General features: G+C 60.8%; 18 protein-coding genes and 1 tRNA gene. 7 read left to right on the top strand and 12 right to left on the bottom strand.

Annotated features, from left to right (window positions below; all coding sequences use genetic code 11):
* The first annotated feature begins 29 nt into the window (after positions 1–29).
* Positions 30–569, top strand: coding sequence for an inorganic diphosphatase (gene ppa / locus AC0VX3_RS02780; protein WP_475523437.1), 540 nt, complete (start codon positions 30–32; stop codon positions 567–569).
* A gap of 75 nt (positions 570–644) precedes the next feature.
* Here the strand turns inward: ppa and AC0VX3_RS02775 are convergent, their stop codons facing one another.
* From AC0VX3_RS02775 to AC0VX3_RS02760, 4 genes are all read right to left on the bottom strand, one after another.
* The gene (locus AC0VX3_RS02775; RefSeq protein WP_475523436.1) at positions 645–1,079 is read right to left on the bottom strand and encodes a metallopeptidase family protein; all 435 of its coding nucleotides are present in this window, start codon (positions 1,077–1,079) and stop codon (positions 645–647) included.
* 64 nt (positions 1,080–1,143) lie between these two features.
* The gene (locus AC0VX3_RS02770; RefSeq protein WP_475523435.1) at positions 1,144–1,398 is read right to left on the bottom strand and encodes a hypothetical protein; all 255 of its coding nucleotides are present in this window, start codon (positions 1,396–1,398) and stop codon (positions 1,144–1,146) included.
* Positions 1,395–1,919, bottom strand: a complete 525-nt coding sequence (locus AC0VX3_RS02765) for a disulfide bond formation protein B (protein ID WP_475523434.1) — start codon at positions 1,917–1,919, stop codon at positions 1,395–1,397. Before AC0VX3_RS02765 ends, AC0VX3_RS02770 begins: the two co-directional genes overlap by 4 nt.
* A 14-nt stretch (positions 1,920–1,933) precedes the next feature.
* Positions 1,934–2,512, bottom strand: a complete 579-nt coding sequence (locus AC0VX3_RS02760) for a YqaA family protein (protein WP_475523433.1) — start codon at positions 2,510–2,512, stop codon at positions 1,934–1,936.
* A gap of 419 nt (positions 2,513–2,931) precedes the next feature.
* Here AC0VX3_RS02760 and AC0VX3_RS02755 point away from each other — a divergent pair, with 419 nt between their 5' ends.
* Positions 2,932–3,375, top strand: coding sequence for a hypothetical protein (locus tag AC0VX3_RS02755; protein WP_475523432.1), 444 nt, complete (start codon positions 2,932–2,934; stop codon positions 3,373–3,375).
* Positions 3,376–3,499: 124 nt separating this feature from the next.
* On the opposite strand, the gene AC0VX3_RS02750 is transcribed toward AC0VX3_RS02755, so the two are convergent.
* Positions 3,500–3,805, bottom strand: a complete 306-nt coding sequence (locus tag AC0VX3_RS02750; RefSeq protein WP_475523431.1) for a delta-class carbonic anhydrase — start codon at positions 3,803–3,805, stop codon at positions 3,500–3,502.
* 594 nt (positions 3,806–4,399) lie between these two features.
* A tRNA-Leu gene (locus AC0VX3_RS02745) sits at positions 4,400–4,484 on the bottom strand.
* 309 nt (positions 4,485–4,793) lie between these two features.
* On the opposite strand from AC0VX3_RS02745, the gene AC0VX3_RS02740 reads away from it, so the two are divergent.
* Positions 4,794–5,336 carry a cupin domain-containing protein gene (locus AC0VX3_RS02740; protein WP_475523430.1) on the top strand — a complete coding sequence of 181 codons (543 nt, stop codon included), beginning with the start codon at positions 4,794–4,796 and terminating at the stop codon, positions 5,334–5,336.
* Positions 5,337–5,537: 201 nt separating this feature from the next.
* On the top strand, positions 5,538–7,103 hold the full coding sequence (locus AC0VX3_RS02735; protein WP_475523429.1) for a CYTH and CHAD domain-containing protein: 1,566 nt from the start codon (positions 5,538–5,540) through the stop codon (positions 7,101–7,103).
* A gap of 21 nt (positions 7,104–7,124) precedes the next feature.
* Here the strand turns inward: AC0VX3_RS02735 and AC0VX3_RS02730 are convergent, their stop codons facing one another.
* From AC0VX3_RS02730 to AC0VX3_RS02720, 3 genes are all read right to left on the bottom strand, one after another.
* Entirely contained in the window at positions 7,125–7,337 is a 213-nt protein-coding gene (locus AC0VX3_RS02730) for a helix-turn-helix transcriptional regulator (RefSeq protein WP_475523428.1), read from the bottom strand.
* Positions 7,337–7,738, bottom strand: coding sequence for a hypothetical protein (locus AC0VX3_RS02725; protein ID WP_475523427.1), 402 nt, complete (start codon positions 7,736–7,738; stop codon positions 7,337–7,339). The genes AC0VX3_RS02730 and AC0VX3_RS02725 overlap by 1 nt, the downstream gene beginning before the upstream one ends.
* A 195-nt stretch (positions 7,739–7,933) precedes the next feature.
* Entirely contained in the window at positions 7,934–10,552 is a 2,619-nt protein-coding gene (locus AC0VX3_RS02720) for an autotransporter outer membrane beta-barrel domain-containing protein (RefSeq protein ID WP_475523426.1), read from the bottom strand.
* A 399-nt stretch (positions 10,553–10,951) separates the two neighbouring features.
* Here AC0VX3_RS02720 and AC0VX3_RS02715 point away from each other — a divergent pair, with 399 nt between their 5' ends.
* The gene (locus AC0VX3_RS02715; RefSeq protein ID WP_475523425.1) at positions 10,952–11,398 is read left to right on the top strand and encodes a YybH family protein; all 447 of its coding nucleotides are present in this window, start codon (positions 10,952–10,954) and stop codon (positions 11,396–11,398) included.
* Between the two features lie 45 nt (positions 11,399–11,443).
* Here AC0VX3_RS02715 and AC0VX3_RS02710 read toward each other — a convergent pair whose 3' ends face one another.
* Positions 11,444–12,007: a carboxymuconolactone decarboxylase family protein gene (locus tag AC0VX3_RS02710; RefSeq protein WP_475523424.1), complete on the bottom strand. Its 564-nt coding sequence runs from the start codon at positions 12,005–12,007 to the stop codon at positions 11,444–11,446.
* Positions 12,008–12,201: 194 nt separating this feature from the next.
* On the opposite strand from AC0VX3_RS02710, the gene AC0VX3_RS02705 reads away from it, so the two are divergent.
* A complete protein-coding gene (locus tag AC0VX3_RS02705) occupies positions 12,202–12,816 on the top strand; it encodes a TetR/AcrR family transcriptional regulator (protein ID WP_475523423.1) in 615 nt (204 codons plus the stop codon).
* 103 nt (positions 12,817–12,919) lie between these two features.
* Here AC0VX3_RS02705 and AC0VX3_RS02700 read toward each other — a convergent pair whose 3' ends face one another.
* Complete coding sequence (locus tag AC0VX3_RS02700) at positions 12,920–14,290, bottom strand: sensor histidine kinase (protein ID WP_475523422.1); 1,371 nt, start codon at positions 14,288–14,290, stop codon at positions 12,920–12,922.
* Positions 14,287–14,955, bottom strand: a complete 669-nt coding sequence (locus AC0VX3_RS02695; RefSeq protein ID WP_475523421.1) for a response regulator transcription factor — start codon at positions 14,953–14,955, stop codon at positions 14,287–14,289. The genes AC0VX3_RS02700 and AC0VX3_RS02695 overlap by 4 nt, the downstream gene beginning before the upstream one ends.
* A gap of 201 nt (positions 14,956–15,156) precedes the next feature.
* Between AC0VX3_RS02695 and AC0VX3_RS02690 the strand changes: the two genes are divergently transcribed.
* Entirely contained in the window at positions 15,157–16,188 is a 1,032-nt protein-coding gene (locus AC0VX3_RS02690; RefSeq protein ID WP_475523420.1) for a tricarboxylate transporter, read from the top strand.
* The last annotated feature ends 31 nt before the right edge of the window (positions 16,189–16,219 follow it).

The raw sequence follows: 16,219 nt of genomic DNA, 5'->3' as shown, positions 1-16,219 counted from the left end.
CGCAGCAGCGATCAACAGGAGTTTTCCCGATGCGTATCGACGCCGTGCCGATTGGCAAGAACCCGCCCGAAGACATCAACGTCATCATCGAGGTGTCTGTCGGCGGCGAACCCATCAAATACGAGATGGATAAGGAAGCCGGTGCGATGTATGTCGACCGTTTCCTCTACACCCCGATGCGCTATCCGGGCAACTACGGTTTCGTTCCGCACACCCTGTGCGGCGACGGCGACCCGATTGACGTTATCGTGGTCAACCAGCGCCCGATCGTCCCCGGCGCGATCATGAGCTGCCGCCCGATCGGCGTGCTCCTGATGGAAGACGAATCCGGCCAGGACGAGAAGATCATCGCCGTTCCGTCCCACAAGCTGTCCAAGCGCTACGACGACATCAACGACATCAGCGACCTCCCGGACATCACCATGGCCCAGGTGAAGCATTTCTTTGAGCATTACAAGGATCTGGAACCGGGCAAATGGGTCAAGATCACCGGGATCGAAGGCGTGGAAACCGCCAAGAAACTGATCATCGAATCGATCGATCGCGCACAAGCGGAAGCCGCGGAGTAAAGCTCCTCTGCGAGAGTCGCTCCTGAGATCGACACGCGCCCTGTTGCGGGAGGGACACGCCCTCCCTGCAGGCCGTCACCTGTCGGTGGCGGCCTCGATGCGTTCCATGTCCTGGTCCGACAGGCCGAAATGATGGCCGATTTCGTGAATCAGGACATGGGCGACCACATCGCCCAGCGTTTCGTCCATGGCTGCCCAGTAGTCCAGGATCGGCCGGCGGAACAGCCAGATCCGGTTGGGCATCTGGCCTGAAATCCGGGTCTCCTCGCCCTCGCTCAGGCCTTCGCCCTCGAACAGGCCGAGAAGGTCGTGCGGGTCGTCGATGGCAAGCGCATCCAGAACGTCGTCGGGCGCATAGTCGGCCAGGCTGATCTGCAAGTGACCGCAGCGCAGCAAAAGATCGTCCGGCAGCCCGGCCAGGACTTCACTGGCCATGGCCTCGAAATCTTCCAGTTCGGGTGCCTTGCGTTCGGTCCAACCACTTCGGCTGACCGGCCGGACGGATGCCATATGGGGTCCCCTGACGTGTCTTCAATTGCCTGTCTGACCGGCCGATCCCGCCAGGGATCGCCGCCTACAGGTAGGTGACGATAAGGTAGATCACCAGTCCGATTGCGAATATCACGCCGAGGCCCCGGCCGATGCGCGTTCCCAGGACTTCGATCCGGTCGTCCTCGTCCTTGTCCCCGGCGCTCAGATGGCTCCGGGCCCGGTCGGCCATGCGCACGAAGGTCGAGCCGGCGATGGTCTCGCTTTCGGCCTCGACCCTGTCGAGCGCGTGGAGCGCGTCCCGGCGCTGCTTGTCCTTTGGATGTTCAGGCGTGCTCATGCCTTCACACTGGCCTTGTTGCCGCTCCGTTTCAACAGCAAAGCCGCCAGGAGCGCGAGCACGGCAAGGCCCGCGGAGGCAACCGCGTTCCAGCCGGCAAACGACAGACCCATCAGCCGCCAGCTTGCCTCCGTGCAACTGACGATGCGGGTCGCCTGCAGGGTCTTGAGCATGTCGGCCGCCGAACTGGGCGCCGCGCTGCCGCCGCCACAGTCATTCGGCCCGTCCCAGAACGCCCATTCGGCGCCCGCCTGATAGATGCCCAGACCAGACCCATAGGCGAACACCGCCGCGACCAGCAGCAACGCGAGCACAGCCAGGCCGGTCCGGCCCCGAACCATCAGCAAAAGCGCCAAGGCGGCCAGCGGCAGGCCGGCGTAATAGGGGATGCGCTGTTCGAGGCAGAGCTTGCACGGCACGAAGCCGCCGATCAGCTGAAAGCCCCAGGCCGTCGCGATCGCCGCCAGTCCACCAAGCAGCAGCAGCCCGGTCGCATAACGTGCCATGGTTTCAGATTTCATGATGCCCTCGTCGATCACAGGAACTTCAGCGCGGCGAAGCCGCCGACCAGCAACACCACGAACAGCGTGAACATGAGACCGAGACGCTTTTCGATGAAATCGCGGATGGGCGGGCCGAACAGGTAAAGCAGGCCGGAAACCGCGAAAAACCGGATCCCGCGCGACACGATGCTGGCCGCGATGAACACCGGCAGGCTCAGTCCGAGCGCACCGGAGGCAATCGTGATCACCTTGTATGGAAACGGCGTCAGCCCCGCGATGAAGACGAACCACCAGCCGTACTGGTGATAGATCTCCTTGAACTCCTCAACGAAGCCCATCTTGCCGTAGAAGGTCAGGATCGGCACGGCCACCTGCTCGAACAGGAACATCCCGATCAGGTAGCCCAGGATACCGCCCAGGACCGAGGTCACCGTACACAGCAGCGCATACCACCAGGCCTTGTCGCGCCGGGCGATCACCATCGGGATCAGCAGGATGTCCGGCGGCAGCGGAAACACCGAACTCTCGACAAACGACACCGCCCCCAGCGCGGCAGGCGCGCGCGGTCCGGCAGCAAGGGACAGGGTCCAGTCATAAAGGCGTCTGATCATGGCAGTTCCCATAGCGGGAAAGCCGGGAAATGTCATCCGGGGAAATGGACACGTTTGCGGGAAATACATCGGCTGTGCGACCACCTGCCTCATGCTCCGCCAGAATGCCGATGATCTGCTCGTCCGTGAATCTCGTTCGTTTCATTGTCCGTCCTCAAGTTGGATCGGACTCTTATCAACGGTGGAGGAAAAATCCCGTGGCAGGTCAGAGCGATTTTACGCTTTAGCTTAACCTCACTCTCGTTTGAATCCAGCTTGAGCCAAGCTTCTATTGTTTGTCTTTTTGACCTGATAGGGATTAGATCCTACAGGCGAAAATTTAACGTTCTGGTATTCGCAGATAGATATAAGCTTCCTCGCACAGTCCCTAATCCATCGAAGCACCGTTCGTATCTCCAAAGACTTTTGAGGACATTTCCATGCTCAAGAAAATCCTGCTGGCGGGCTCCTGCGCCGCGCTCTTGGCGGCTTTCCCTATGACCCCAACCGCCGAGGCGGAGGATGGACGCAACGCGGCGCTCATCGCCGGTGTCGCACTGGGTGTGCTGGGCGCTGCGATCGCCAGCGATCAACATGAAAATGGCCATATTGAATATATGCCCCACCCCCATGTATCTCATGAGGAAAATGAGGTCGGTCGATGTGTCCACCGAGCGCGACGAGCCCTAGCCAATAGAGGCCACCACCATGCCAAATTTGATCATGTCGTAAATTACCGCGAAGAGCATCATAAAGACCGGGTCGTCGTTCAGATGGCCGTGCATCACCATGGTCATCATCACCATCACCACACGACCTACAAGAACGCAATTTGCTTCTTTAAAGAAGGCCATATCCACGCATTTCACCTGCGGCCAGCTTGAACGGACAGCGCAACGCGATAGTCGTTGATACAGTCCGTGTCGACGTAAGAAAGGCCCCGCTGCATCAAGCTGCGGGGCCTAATTTTATTTTACAGTTCCGCAGGATCGGCGGAAGCGCATTTGTTTAGAACGCAGACAGCAAATCCGGGTTCACAACGAGATTGCGAACGCCATGTGCGTGATCTTCATCAAAGCTGTTGCCCTGCAGCCAGGTGTCAAGCGAGCTGATGGACACCTTTGCGACTTCGGGACGAACGCTCCAGGTCACCTGAAAGGGTGAGCCCTTTTCATTGTAGCCAGGACCTGTTGTCGAACCTGCATACTCAACCGGTGTTCCGGTGTTGGACGGAATATTGGTCGCCTGATGCAGACCGTCTACGACTTCGTGGTGTGCTAAGTCGACAGAGCTGGCTCTGCTCCTGCTGGTCAAAGAGCGGAACTGGAAAACGACATGCCTACTACCTGTGCCATACCAAAGGCTGCGAGAGCTACGGCAAGTCTATCAAGCGTGACACTCTGGAAGGTGACTTTGTCGCTTTGCTCCGGAACATGCGCCCGCACGCATCCCTGACGCGCCTCATTCCAGAGATGGTCAAACATGCATGGAACCAGCGCATGGAGAAGTTGGGAACACTCCGCAAATCACTCAAACAACAAGCGTCGTCACTTGAAAAACAGATTGATGAGTTGATGGATCGCCTTGTCGATACATCCAGCGAATTGACGTCAAAAGCCTATGAGCGAAAAATTGAAAAGCTGGAAAAGGAACGGCTTCTTATCCAAGACCAAATCGCAAATGGCCTCAAACCAAACGCGACCCAGGGCCAGATGATAGAACTTTCGCTTAAGTTCCTCTCAAACCCTTGTAAATTATGGAATTCCAGAAACCTTGCCTTGCAAAAACTGGTGCTCAGAATGGCGTTTTCCGAGCATTTGGCCTATAGCCGATTCGAAGGGTATAGAACCCCGAAAACCACCTTGCTCTTCAGGGTCTTAGGTGATGTTTCCGGGTCCGTAGGTAAAATGGTGCCCCCCGCCGGAATCGAACCGGCACTTCCGAAGAAACGGGATTTTGAATCCCGCGCGTCTACCAATTCCGCCAGAGGGGCCCGGAGAGGGTGCCTATCATGGCGTCCGGCGGGATGCAAGCGGTTCGGGGCGCGACCCGGACGGGGCGCCCGGGGGCGTCCGCGCGGGTGCTGCGCGGGCCCTGCGCGGGCAACCAACCGGAGCGGATCGCGGACCACCGGCGGAAGGGTGAAAGCTCGAATTTTACGATCCGTTTTTACCGCCGGTTCACCGTAACTTTAACAATCGGCCGACTTCGGCCCTGGTTGGCCCCGCGCGTCCCCCGCGCTTAAGACTGTTTCAACCGCGTGCCCGCAAGGATGTTTCCCGACTGGAGGACGGGAGAAAACATGCCACAGGTCAAAAAGTCGAATTTTCCGGGATCGGACCTTGCCGGGCGCATCGCGCCGGAGGGGCTGGCCTCGAAACTGGGGTTCCAGTCGAATGCCGAGGCAACCGTGCGGACCGGAGCCGAGGTGTTCACCCTGGACCGGATGCCCGTGAGCGACCTGGCGCCGGCGCCGATCCGGCCGGAATGGATCCTGGAAGGCAATCCTCAGGCCATGTGCAGGCAGCTGTCCGGACTGAGCGACCGCCGCGGAGACGTCTGCCACTGGTCGTGCACCGCCGGCCGGTTCCGCTGGCATTACGCCATGGACGAGGCGGTGATGTTCCTGGAAGGCCGGGTCGAGATCACCGATCACAACGGCAACACCTATGTCGGCGAACCGGGCGTCAACCTGTTCTTTCCCGCCGGCACCGTGGCCGAGTGGCACGTACCGGCCTACATCCGGAAAATCGCCTTCAATCACAACCCGGTGCCGCGCTATTTTCGCCTCGCCGCCCGCATCGCCGACAAGACCCGCACCGTGATCTCCCGGCTGCGGAAGTAGCGGCTTTGGCGGGCGCCATCGCCTTCTGAAAAGCGCCGCTTCGTGATACCGGACAAGTCAGGCCTGCGCCGCACGGAAATCCGGAACAACCTTGAAGGTGCGAACAGGTCAGGCGCAGTCGCGATTGTTTAGACAGCGAACAAAAGCGCAAATTGTGCGCTTTTTCTGGACAAGCGGATCGGGGTTGGCTAACAATCCGGAATGAGCAAATCAGGACGTGAAATCGAGCTCAAGCTCGAACTGGAACCGACAGTCCAGGACGCGATCAGGCGCGGCGGCACTGTTGAAGGGTTCGCCGCCGGCAAGGCGGTGACCAAAACCCTTCAGTCCATCTATTTCGACACGCCTGACCAGGCACTGCGCAAGGCCAAGATCTCCCTGAGGGTGCGCAAGGCCGGCCGCAGCTGGGTGCAGACCGTCAAGCTGGGAACCGGCGTGATGGGTGGCCTGTCGACACCGGTGGAGGCGGAACACCCGGTGCCCGGCCGCGCGCTCGATTTCTCCGTGATCGAGGACCCGTCGGTGCGTGACAAGCTGACCGAGACCATCGGCGAGGCACCCCTGGCCGAGTGTTTCGAGACGGTGATGAAACGGACGACCCGGCAATTGTCCCGCGACAGCGACGGCGCGCACATCGAACTCGCCTTCGACACCGGCAACATCCTGGCGGGCGCGGGATCCCAGCCGCTCACCGAGCTGGAAATGGAACTGAAATCCGGCCCGAGCCTGGCTCTTTATGAGGCAGCCCGGGCGGTGCTTGGTGATGTCCCCTTCCGGTATTCGCCGTTCAGCAAGGCGGAGCGCGGTTACCGCTTCGCAGAAGGCAGCACCCCGGAAGAACGCACGCCCTGTTTCGCCGAGGCCGTCTCGTTCAAGCAGGGCGCCTCGACGGAGGTCGCCTTCCGCGATGTGCTGCGCTCCTGCCTGACCCAGATATCCGAAAACAGGCTGGTGGTTCTGGCCTCCGAAGACCCGGAAGGACCGCATCAGTTGCGCGTCGGCCTGCGCCGGTTGCGCAGTGCGTTCCGGCTGTTCCGGCCGGTCCTCAATCCGGCGACCACCCAGCCACTGGACGCGATGGCCCGCATCATCGCCACCGAGGCCGGTGCCTTGCGGGATATGGATGTGCTGATCGATGAAATCGTCGTTCCGCTGATCGAAAAGGCGCCGGACAGCCTGTCCTTCGACGCCTTGCTGACAGATCTGAACGCAGCCCGCGGGAAGGACACCCGTGGCACGCTGACCGATCATCTGAAATCGGCGGAGGTCAACGCCTTCCTGCTGGATCTGGCCGCGTTCACCGAGGGCCGGGGCTGGCTCGATCCGGAAAATCTCGGCCAGACCGCGCTTCTGGCGCAACCGATCGAGAAGTATGCCGGCCATGCCCTCGCCAGACAGTGGAAAAAGGTTCTGAAATACGGCAAGCGCATCAAGGACCTGCCCGTCCCCGAACGCCATGAAATGCGCAAGGCGATGAAGAAGATGCGTTACGGCATCGAATTCTTCGGCAGCCTCTATCCGGCTGACGGCGTAAAACCGTTCCTCAAGCGCATGAAGAAGCTGCAGGACATTTTCGGCTATCTCAACGACGTCGCAATGGCCGAGACCCTGCCGGAAAAATACACCGCCACCGGACCCCAGTCCGGACCGGCGCGGCTGGCGATCGGCTTCGTCATCGGCTGGCACGAGGCCCAGTGCCAGGCCAGGTGGCAACATGCCAAAGGCTACTGGGACGCCACCAGGAAAACGCCGAAGTTCTGGACCTAGGGCATTTCACCCGGCCCTTGATCAGGGCCCGGGCGGGAGGTCGTCATCACATTCGAAGATGTCCTCGATCGCCATTTCGAACAGATGGGCGATCCTGAAAGCCAGCGGCAGAGACGGATCGTACCGTCCGGCTTCAATGGCATTGATCGTCTGGCGCGACACGTTCAGCTTGTCGCCCAGCACCGATTGGGACCATTTGCGTTGCGCCCGCAGGACCTTGAGCCTGTTGCGCATCAAAAGGCGCCGCCATCCCGTTTGGTGATCACCAGGGCCGCGGCGCCGTAACACGCCCAGAAGGTCGGCACCAGCCAGAAGACATCAAGGGACGGCGCACCGGCCAGGTTCTCCAGCGTTCCCCAGACCGACGCCATCACCATCAGGCAGACCAGGCCGAACAGGATCGCCTTGATCTGGATTGCCCTCAGAAACTCGTCGATCTCGGTGATGAACCGCCAGTGCGCCCAGATCGTGCACAGGATCGCGATGATCGGCAGTGCGGCCAGCATGTAACGAACAGTCACCGGCAGGTCCAGATGATCCCGTGCCCAGACCACCCCGATCGTGGCGGCCATGTAACCGGTCATGGCGGGAACGAAAATCATGAAATAACGGCGCGTGGCCTGTTGGTGGGTCATTGCGGCCTCCGGCAAGTATGTAAAGCAAGCTTTACACTGCCGCCGGAAGGCAGATATGTCAAGGACCCTTTCCATCCGGTCAGGACACTGCCCAAAGTTCAGGCCCGGCCGGTCAGTTCCGGTCGTTCAGTCCAGATTCCCGAAACAGATCATCGAACCTGCGCAGCAGCGCCGGCTCCACCAGTGCATGCCGCGTCAGAACCGCGCGGAAAGCCTTGCGTTGAAGCCGTGGTCACTGGCGGTCGCTCCGAGTTCGCCGGTGTAGCCGGCACTGACGGTCACGCCTTCGCCAAGGCCGAAGTTCAGACCCGCCTCGATCAGGGCTGTGTCCCGGTCCAGAGGCGTGCCGGAAATATCGAATGCATTTCCGCCGGCAAAGCGCATCGTCGAGACTGCATCCAGATTGCCGAGGGCATGGCGCCAGCCGACGCTGCCGGACACCGTGGCGCTGAAGGCACCGTTGGTCGCGATCTGCCGCTCCAGCCGCGCGCCCAGGGTGGTGACACCGAGGGTCTGCGATGTGGAGCCGACGGTGAGGGCCGCCGCGCCGCCTGTTTCGGTGAAGCCGTCGCTGTGCTGATGGATGAGGGCCGCCCCCGCGAAGGGTTCGATCCGGGCGAACGGCGTGTCGAGCATATAGCCGACCTCGCCGAACACCTGCGCGGTGGACGCCGCGTAATCGGCATTCAGGGTGTTGCTCAGTCCGCCCACGGTGACATTACGCGTTGTCGAGACATCGTGCCAGGCATAGCCGGCCCCCAGATGCAGACCGAGCGCGCCGAACCGGCGTCCGCCATAGGCGCCCAGATGATAGCTGTCGGCATCCCCGGACGAGGCCCGGGAATCGACATCGAAGCTGGTCTTGCCGTAACCGGCCAGTATCCCCGCGCGCCAGCCGTCGAAGACGTCCGCGTCAAGACCGAGGAAGAACCCGCCACTGGTGTGGTCCATCTGCGCCTTGCCATCGCCGCCACGGGTCTCGCCCCAGCCGCCATAGGCCTGACCCCAGGCTGTGACGCCCACGGAATTGCCCGGCGCCTCGCCGGCCCCGTTGAACGCGATCATCGGCACATCGCCTGCCGCCAGCCCGCCGAAAGCACCGCGGATGCGGTTGTTGACGGCATCGCGGCCAAAGCGGCTCTGCTGAACCAGCAGCGTGTTGGTGGAGGCATGGACCTCGCCGGACAGGGTGTCGAAGGCTGCCCGCGCAGCCGCGCCGCTGAGCGCCACGACCTCGTCATAGACCGCGTTGCCGCTGCCGAGGTTTTCGACGGCCGAGGCGGTGGCGGTCTGGTTTCCCGTAACCGCCGCGGACGTAAAGTCCGACGTATTGCGTGTCAGCGTCAGGGTGACGTTGGTCGCGCCGTATCCGAGCGCGGCGTCGAGAAACGCGAAATCTTCGCTGACGGAGCCGAACGTACCGTTCACCGCCGTGCCGGCGGTGAGGATCGTGTAGGTGGTCGAGGTGTCGTAGGTCGACCCGTCGTCCGTGCCGTTTTCGGCGCTCACGGTGACTTTGGCGCCGCTGTTGATGGTCACCGTGCCTGTCGCGGCCAGCTTGTCGGAGTTGCCGTCCTTGTCGACTTCGACCGCGTAGGTGGACCCGGAGACGAAGTTCACATCTCCCGCCACATTGAGCGTCCCGATGGAATTTCCGGGCGCGACGGTGGCGCCGGAGGACAGCGTGAAACCGCTCACCGTGCCCGTGCCGCCGATGGTGCCGCCGCTGGCGACCGTGATCGCCGTGGTGAATGTGCTGTTGAAGGCAAGGGTGCCGCCGGAGATCGTCGTTGTCCCGGTGAAGCCTGACAGGTCTCCGCCGAGCTTTGTCGTGCCGGCTTCGCTGACAAGGGTGCCGCTGCCGGTGATGTCGGCATCGAAGGCATAGTCTGTGCCAGTGTGATTGAACACGATCTTGCCGGTGCCGCTGCCGAAGGCCACGGTGTCGGCGTTGACCGTTCCGGCCGCAGCCGCCGTGCTGCCCGAGGCCGCGCCGATGTTCAGCGTGCCGGTTGACCCGGTGTTTTTTGCGATATTCAGCGTGCCGCTGCCCGCGTTGACGGTTATTTTGCCGCCGTCGGCGAGCGTCAGGGTTCCGGTTCCATCACTGCCCACAATGGCCCCGTTGGCCGCCTGGATCAGGGAGCCCTGACCCGTGACGGTCACGGTGCCGGTCGAACCGGTCGACCAGCCGATATCCACGTCGTCACCGACAAACTTGCCGCCATCGGAAACCGTCAGCGTGCCTGTGCCGGCATTGCCGACATTGACACCCGTCGTGGAGACAAATTGCGACCCCGCTCCGGTCACGGTCAACGTACCATTGGCAGCGCTGGTGTTGCCAATCTGCAGGAGCGTGCCCGTGGCCTTTCCGCCATCGGAAATCGTCAGTGTGCCCGTGCCGGAACCGCCAATGGAAAGACCGACGTCGTTGGTCCAGTCCGATCCGGACCCGTCCACCGTGACCGTTCCCACGGAACCGGCCTGGCTGCCGATGGTCCCGCCTGAACTCGTGACCTTGCCGCCGGCAGAAACCGCAACCGACCCCGTGCCGGTATCGCCTATGGTGATCGTCCCGGAATTGTCCCACGGGCTGCCCAGCGTCCCCGGGGCGCCCGCTCCGCTGCCGATCACCGTCTCGCTCGAGCCGTCGATGGTATCGACAGTGGCCAGAGCAGGCGATATTGCGCCAGGCGCCAGAACGGGCACCAGAACAAGACTGCCTGTCAGGGCCGTTGCCAGCAGCAACCCGGAGCGGCAATGCCGCAATGTGGCGGGAGAATTCTGCGGAGAATGGGTCTGGGACGAGAGCATCGGGTCCTGTCTGCGTTCGAATATCGGCTTCTAAGCCCTTGCTTTTGCTATCGAGTGCAACGCGAGGCCACACCTAATACATGCGCATCGCAGACTAGGGTCCGAATACGGGTCCCGCTATCCGATTCCTGCAAAAGTATGGCGCCCCTGTAGTTTTCAACAACAAATTCGCGTTTCGGTATCGCCAGGTGTCCGCAGCAACAACCGGCCATCTTGTCCGCCATCGGTCCAGCCGTCGAAATTCGCGGTCCGGTCACTTCGGTGCGCAGGCCTGATCGCTGGCCTGATCGCTGGCATGTCACCGAAAAAACGGGCTAGTCTGCGAAAATCTTTTTCGAATTGCCGCCCTGACGAAATTGCCTGCCGGACAGGCCATGTGAATTGGAGAGCGTTGTGCCGATGTTCCGTTTCTTTCTGACTGCCCTGATTGTCCTGACTACCCTGATTGTCCTGGCGGTTTCCGGCCCGGTACAGGCCCAGGAAACCCCTCTCCAGAAAAGAATGAAGGCCTTCATTGAGGCCTATAACGCCAGGGATGCCGAGGCCGTATCAGGTTTCTACACCGAAAAAGGCGCGCTTCTGCCACCTCGGGGCAAGGCTCTCTTCGGGCGCCCGCCCATTGCGGCGCACTATGCCAATGCGTTTTCAAATGGTGTCACGGACCTCAAGTACCGCATTCTGGAAATCGACCAGACCAGCGCGGATACGGCGATCGAGATTGGAGAGACGCAGGTCGCCTTCAACGCGCAGACCATCATCGGCCGGTCCATGCATGTCTGGAAGAATGTCAACGGCGAATGGTTCCTGCACAGGGACATGTACCATGTCCTTGCCATGACCAAATGAAGCTGGCTTCGGGGCGGCTTCCCGCCGCCCCGGAACATCTGGCCGTCAGGCGGCCTTGTCGGCGCGTTCCCAGGCGAATTTCCGGAAAGGCGCATCCACAGGCGTGTCGGCGATGTGGTTGGTGTAGTTGGACATGACCTTCTGGCTGTAGCCGAGAACCACTTCCAGGATGTTGCGCCTGGTGTACCCGGCATCGAGGAACGCCTGCACGTCCGCGTCGGACAGGTTGCCATGTTGGCGCACCAGTTTCAGGGTGAAATCACGCAGCGCTTCCAGGCGCGGCGTCGGCAGCGCCGTTTCGTTGCGCAGCGCATCGGTGATGGCATCGTCCACGTTCATGCTCTTGGCGATGCCCGTATGCGCGGGAACGCAGTAATGGCATGCGTTCTCCACGTTCACGGTCTGCCAGACCACTGTCTGTTCGTCCTTGTCGAAGCTGGAATTCGCGAACAGCTCATGCACGCGCTGATAGGCTTCCAGCAGGCCCGGCGCCTCGGCCATCACGGCGTGAAGCCCTGGCACCATGCCGAAGGCGGCCTTGGATTTTGCCAGCAGCGGCTGCGAATCTTCCGGAGCGTTGGTCTCGTCGTAAAGCGTGAAGTCGGTCATCTCTGTTCATCCTTTGAGGGTGTTCGGGCGGGAGGAACCCGTGAATTTGTCCGGCGGCAGGCCGGGCTTGCGATCAGCAGATAAGTTCGTTTGAGTGATTGCTCAATAGATTGTTTGAGCAATCACTCAAATGTGAGTGCGCCCCACATTTGCGAGACGAGACATTCCGGCAGAAAGGCCCTATTTTTTGACCCATGAAACGAGCTCAACCCTATGACCGCGAAAAAGCGCTGGACGCGGCCCAGGACCTGTTCTGGCGCAAGGGCTATCACGCCACCTCCCTGAAGGATCTGGAGGCCGCGCTGGCCATGAAGCCAGGCAGCATCTATGCCGCATTCAAAAGCAAGGAAGCTCTCTTTCTGGCGGGTCTGGAGCGGTATTTTCTGACCAGCCGCCAGTCCGTCAGGGACCAGATGGCCGTAGCGGACACCGTTCTGGGCGGTCTGGCGGATCACCTGCGGAGCCATGGCGCGATGGCGGGCGGGCCACCTGACAACCGTGCCTGCATGATCGTCAAGACCCTTCTGGACACCACGGCCGAAGACGGCGCAGTCTTGAAGCGGGCCCAAGCCTATTTCGAGGGCATGCGGTCCGAATTCGCCGGCTTCTTCCGCAAGGCCCGGGAGAACGGCGAACTCCCTCCCGGCGCCGACCCCGACCGCCTCGCCCGCCGCTATCAGGCCAATATCACCGCCCTCAGGGTGGAAGCCCACCTGGGCGGCGATCCCGCCGCACTGACGGACCTTGCCGACAGCATGGCGCGGGATGTGGAACGGTTGGGGCGGGACGAGGAAGGAGTACCCGGGTGACGTGACACGCGAAAATCCGCGCGATACGAAACACGACCTTCAGACAACCGTCACGGCACCGGACAATTGCCGCAAGATCAACCAAACCGGAATGCAGGGCCGCTTAGACGTTGCATTCCAAGGTCAACGTCAGGCTCGCACCCTTGTCGACACGGTTGATCACAAGCGATCCTCCGTGATGTTCGCCGACGGACACAGCGATCGCCAGACCAAGGCCACTTCCGTCGGAGGGCTCGACTTGAGAAAACCGGCCGAACGCGGCTTCGCGCTGATCCGGCGAAAGCCCCCTGCCGTCATCGGCGACAGTGACATGCGCTGCCGAGCCTTCACGTGAGCATCGAACACTGATGGAGCTCAATGCCTCGCCGCCGTGCTTGAGAGCATTGTCGATGAGGTTCTTGATGGCCTCGGCTACAAAAACACGGTCACCGCAGACCGGAACCTTCTCATCGGGAGAATGAAGTTCGAACTCGATACCCTGTGCCAGTATGCTCGGCCCCATATCCGCACAAATGTCGCGAACCAGTTCACTCAGGTCGAACTCTTCGGGTGCCATGGGCGTGACCGACTGTTGCAACCGATCCAGTGACAAAAGCTTGTCGGCTATCCGCGCGGACGCCCGTGCGGCGCTCACCAGCTCGGTTGTCCTGAAATCGCGGTCCTCCTTTGTCGGGGCATCCCGCACCGCCTCCGCCATCGACTGAACAGCCGCCGCCGGATTTCTAAGCTGGTGGGCCGCATCCGAGATAAAAACCTGCTGCGCCTTGATGCTTGTTTCCAGTTGTTCAAACAGGCGGTTGAGGGTCAGAACGATCCCCTGAACTTCTGCGGGAACCGGCCGGCGTATTCGGCTGAGATCGCTTGTCGACCGGATGGCGATTGCATCTTGAAGGTCAAGCAGGGGACGCAGGCCCCGCCCCACACCGAACCAGACCACAAGTGCCAGCGTCGCCAGAAGAACACCTATGATCGTCGCCGCCTGAACGGCCAGCTGGTTCGTGAACGCCTGACGATCGGCCAGGCGTTGCCAGACAGTCACGGTCGCATCCGCGGTCAGGTTTTCGATTGTCACACGTTCCGTGACATTGAGAACACGAACCTCTTCACCACGGTAACTCGCCTTGAAAAACTTCGGCGCGTATTTGTCCGTTGCCGCTTTGCCGGCGACCGTCGGAGGATATGCGTAGCCAGTTATGTAGATCCCGCCAGGTCCAGTCGCGTGGTAGAAGACTTCGCCGCCGGAAACGTCCCTGATCAAGTCCCGGGTGGATGGCAACAAGGCGTCGCCATCCGATATCGCCACATCCCGGGAAATAGCCATGGCGGCCGACAACAGTGTCCTGTCGAACAGGTCTTCGGATGTATGCTGGGCGACTGTGAACCTCCAGTACCCCATGAAGATCGCCATCAGGACAAGGGGGAAGAGGATCAGCGTAAACAGTCTGATACGCAGTGATGCCGAACGGTGCCTCATGCTTTGGCCTCAAGCATGTATCCCAGGCCGCGGGCGGTCTTTATCGATACGGCATGCTTCTCCAGACGACGGCGCAATCGTGACACATGCGGCTCGACAGCGGTATCGTCAACGTCGGCGCCGACACCATAGACATGATTGGTGAGCTGCGACTTGGAGACAATGCGTCCGCGCCGCTCCAGAAGACATTCCAGAATGGCCAGTTCCCGTCGGGGGATTTCCAGCAGAACGCCGTCTGCCAGGACCTGCCTGGACGTGCGGTTGAACTCCAGACCACCGAAGATTTCACTGACACCGTAATCCAGGTTTTTGCGGCGGGAAAGCGCACGGACGCGGGCTTCCAGTTCGTCCATTTCAAAAGGTTTGACCAGATAATCGTCCGCACCCATGTCCAGTCCGAGGACCCGGTCACTGGTATTGCTCCGCGCGGTCAGCAAGATAACCGGAGTGCTGTCGGCACGAGCCCGCAGAGACCTTAGAACATCAAGCCCGGTCTGCCCGGGCAGATTGATATCCAGAATCACGAGGTCAGCCCCGTCCTGAGACAGAAAGACATCGGCCTGATCGCCGTCATGCAGGACGTCCGCCGAGTGCCCCCGGTCACGCAGACGGTACGCGATGGCACTGGCGAGAGCCTTGTTGTCCTCGATGATTGCGATTCTCATTTTTCCTGACTTCTGCAAGCTTGTTGCAAGGTTGGCTTTCAATGATCCGCCGATTGAAAGGGGAATCAATCCCCATTTTCATGTGACATTCAACAGTGGCGATGAGGACGTCCCTGTGTTTGTCTGGTCAACAGGGAGGATCCAATGACCATTTCAAACTTTACGCGCAATGCTGCCTTGGGGCTATTTGCAACAACGTTCATGACAGCTCCCGCATCTGCCGAAGTTGATTTTTCCGGCAAGACGATTGAATGGATCATTCCGTTTTCCGAAACCGGCGGATCCGCCAAATGGGCAAATTTCTTCGCGCCGTTGCTGGGTGACGCACTGCCCGGGAAGCCGACCATTGTCGTCAAGTTCATGCCCGGTGCAGGCTCGACCAAAGGCGCGAACTGGTTCCAGAAGCAAAAGCATGACGATGGCACCTTGTTGTTCGGCTCATCCGGGTCCACACAGTTTCCCTATCTGCTTGATGACCCGCGTGTTCGCTATGAATACAAGGACTGGAATCCGGTCATGGCATCGGGAACCGGCGGCGTCGCCTATCTGAACGCCGAAGCCGGCGCCAAATTCGACGGTTCGGCGAATTCCCTGAAAGACACCGACTTCATCTACGGTTCGCAAGGCGCGACCCGTCTCGACCTGGTTCCTCTTCTGGCCTGGCAAATGCTCGGCATGAACGTTGAACCGGTTTTCGGCATCAAGGGCCGCGGCGATGGCCGGCTGATGTTTGAACGCGGCGAAGCAACCATCGACTACCAGACCTCGTCCGGTTACCTGAAGGGCGGTGTTTATCTTGTCGACCAGGGCAAAGCCGTTCCGATGATGACATGGGGCGCGCTTGACGGGGACGGCAACATTGTCCGTGATCCGACATTCCCGGAAATCGCGACTTTCAAGGAAGTCTGTGAGGCGACCGACGGGTGTGAAACCTCCGGCCAGGCCTGGGACGCCTGGAAAGCCTTTTTCGTCGCCGGGTTCCCGGTGCAAAAACTGGCATTCCTGCCTGCCGGTACACCACAGGATGTGATCGACACCTACACCGCCGCGTTCGAGGCTGTTGTTGCGGATCAGAACTTCGCTGACATATCCGCCAAGCGCGTCGGCAAATATCCGGTCTTCACCGGGGAAAACGCGCTGACAGCGCTTGGGACCGCGACAAATGTGCCCGATGAGGCGAAGGCTTACGTCATCAACTGGCTCAAGGAAGCTTACGGCGTCGAGCTGAAATAGGTCCCGGTCCTGGTGCGCGACTGGCCTCATC

It is taken from the genome of Roseibium sp. QJM3NY_11, from assembly GCF_056173175.1.
Note: the sequence above shows the minus strand (reverse complement) of the source record. Positions and strands in the feature narration are given on the sequence as shown.

What these genes read in the sequence shown, in the direction of transcription:
- ppa (WP_475523437.1), top strand. Translation starts at nt 30, where the DNA reads ATGCGTATCGACGCCGTGCCGATTGGCAAGAACCCGCCCGAAGACATC.
- AC0VX3_RS02775 (WP_475523436.1), bottom strand. Translation starts at nt 1,079, where the DNA reads ATGGCATCCGTCCGGCCGGTCAGCCGAAGTGGTTGGACCGAACGCAAG.
- AC0VX3_RS02770 (WP_475523435.1), bottom strand. Translation starts at nt 1,398, where the DNA reads ATGAGCACGCCTGAACATCCAAAGGACAAGCAGCGCCGGGACGCGCTC.
- AC0VX3_RS02765 (WP_475523434.1), bottom strand. Translation starts at nt 1,919, where the DNA reads ATGAAATCTGAAACCATGGCACGTTATGCGACCGGGCTGCTGCTGCTT.
- AC0VX3_RS02760 (WP_475523433.1), bottom strand. Translation starts at nt 2,512, where the DNA reads ATGATCAGACGCCTTTATGACTGGACCCTGTCCCTTGCTGCCGGACCG.
- AC0VX3_RS02755 (WP_475523432.1), top strand. Translation starts at nt 2,932, where the DNA reads ATGCTCAAGAAAATCCTGCTGGCGGGCTCCTGCGCCGCGCTCTTGGCG.
- AC0VX3_RS02740 (WP_475523430.1), top strand. Translation starts at nt 4,794, where the DNA reads ATGCCACAGGTCAAAAAGTCGAATTTTCCGGGATCGGACCTTGCCGGG.
- AC0VX3_RS02735 (WP_475523429.1), top strand. Translation starts at nt 5,538, where the DNA reads ATGAGCAAATCAGGACGTGAAATCGAGCTCAAGCTCGAACTGGAACCG.
- AC0VX3_RS02730 (WP_475523428.1), bottom strand. Translation starts at nt 7,337, where the DNA reads ATGCGCAACAGGCTCAAGGTCCTGCGGGCGCAACGCAAATGGTCCCAA.
- AC0VX3_RS02725 (WP_475523427.1), bottom strand. Translation starts at nt 7,738, where the DNA reads ATGACCCACCAACAGGCCACGCGCCGTTATTTCATGATTTTCGTTCCC.
- AC0VX3_RS02720 (WP_475523426.1), bottom strand. Translation starts at nt 10,552, where the DNA reads ATGCTCTCGTCCCAGACCCATTCTCCGCAGAATTCTCCCGCCACATTG.
- AC0VX3_RS02715 (WP_475523425.1), top strand. Translation starts at nt 10,952, where the DNA reads ATGTTCCGTTTCTTTCTGACTGCCCTGATTGTCCTGACTACCCTGATT.
- AC0VX3_RS02710 (WP_475523424.1), bottom strand. Translation starts at nt 12,007, where the DNA reads ATGACCGACTTCACGCTTTACGACGAGACCAACGCTCCGGAAGATTCG.
- AC0VX3_RS02705 (WP_475523423.1), top strand. Translation starts at nt 12,202, where the DNA reads ATGAAACGAGCTCAACCCTATGACCGCGAAAAAGCGCTGGACGCGGCC.
- AC0VX3_RS02700 (WP_475523422.1), bottom strand. Translation starts at nt 14,290, where the DNA reads ATGAGGCACCGTTCGGCATCACTGCGTATCAGACTGTTTACGCTGATC.
- AC0VX3_RS02695 (WP_475523421.1), bottom strand. Translation starts at nt 14,955, where the DNA reads ATGAGAATCGCAATCATCGAGGACAACAAGGCTCTCGCCAGTGCCATC.
- AC0VX3_RS02690 (WP_475523420.1), top strand. Translation starts at nt 15,157, where the DNA reads ATGACAGCTCCCGCATCTGCCGAAGTTGATTTTTCCGGCAAGACGATT.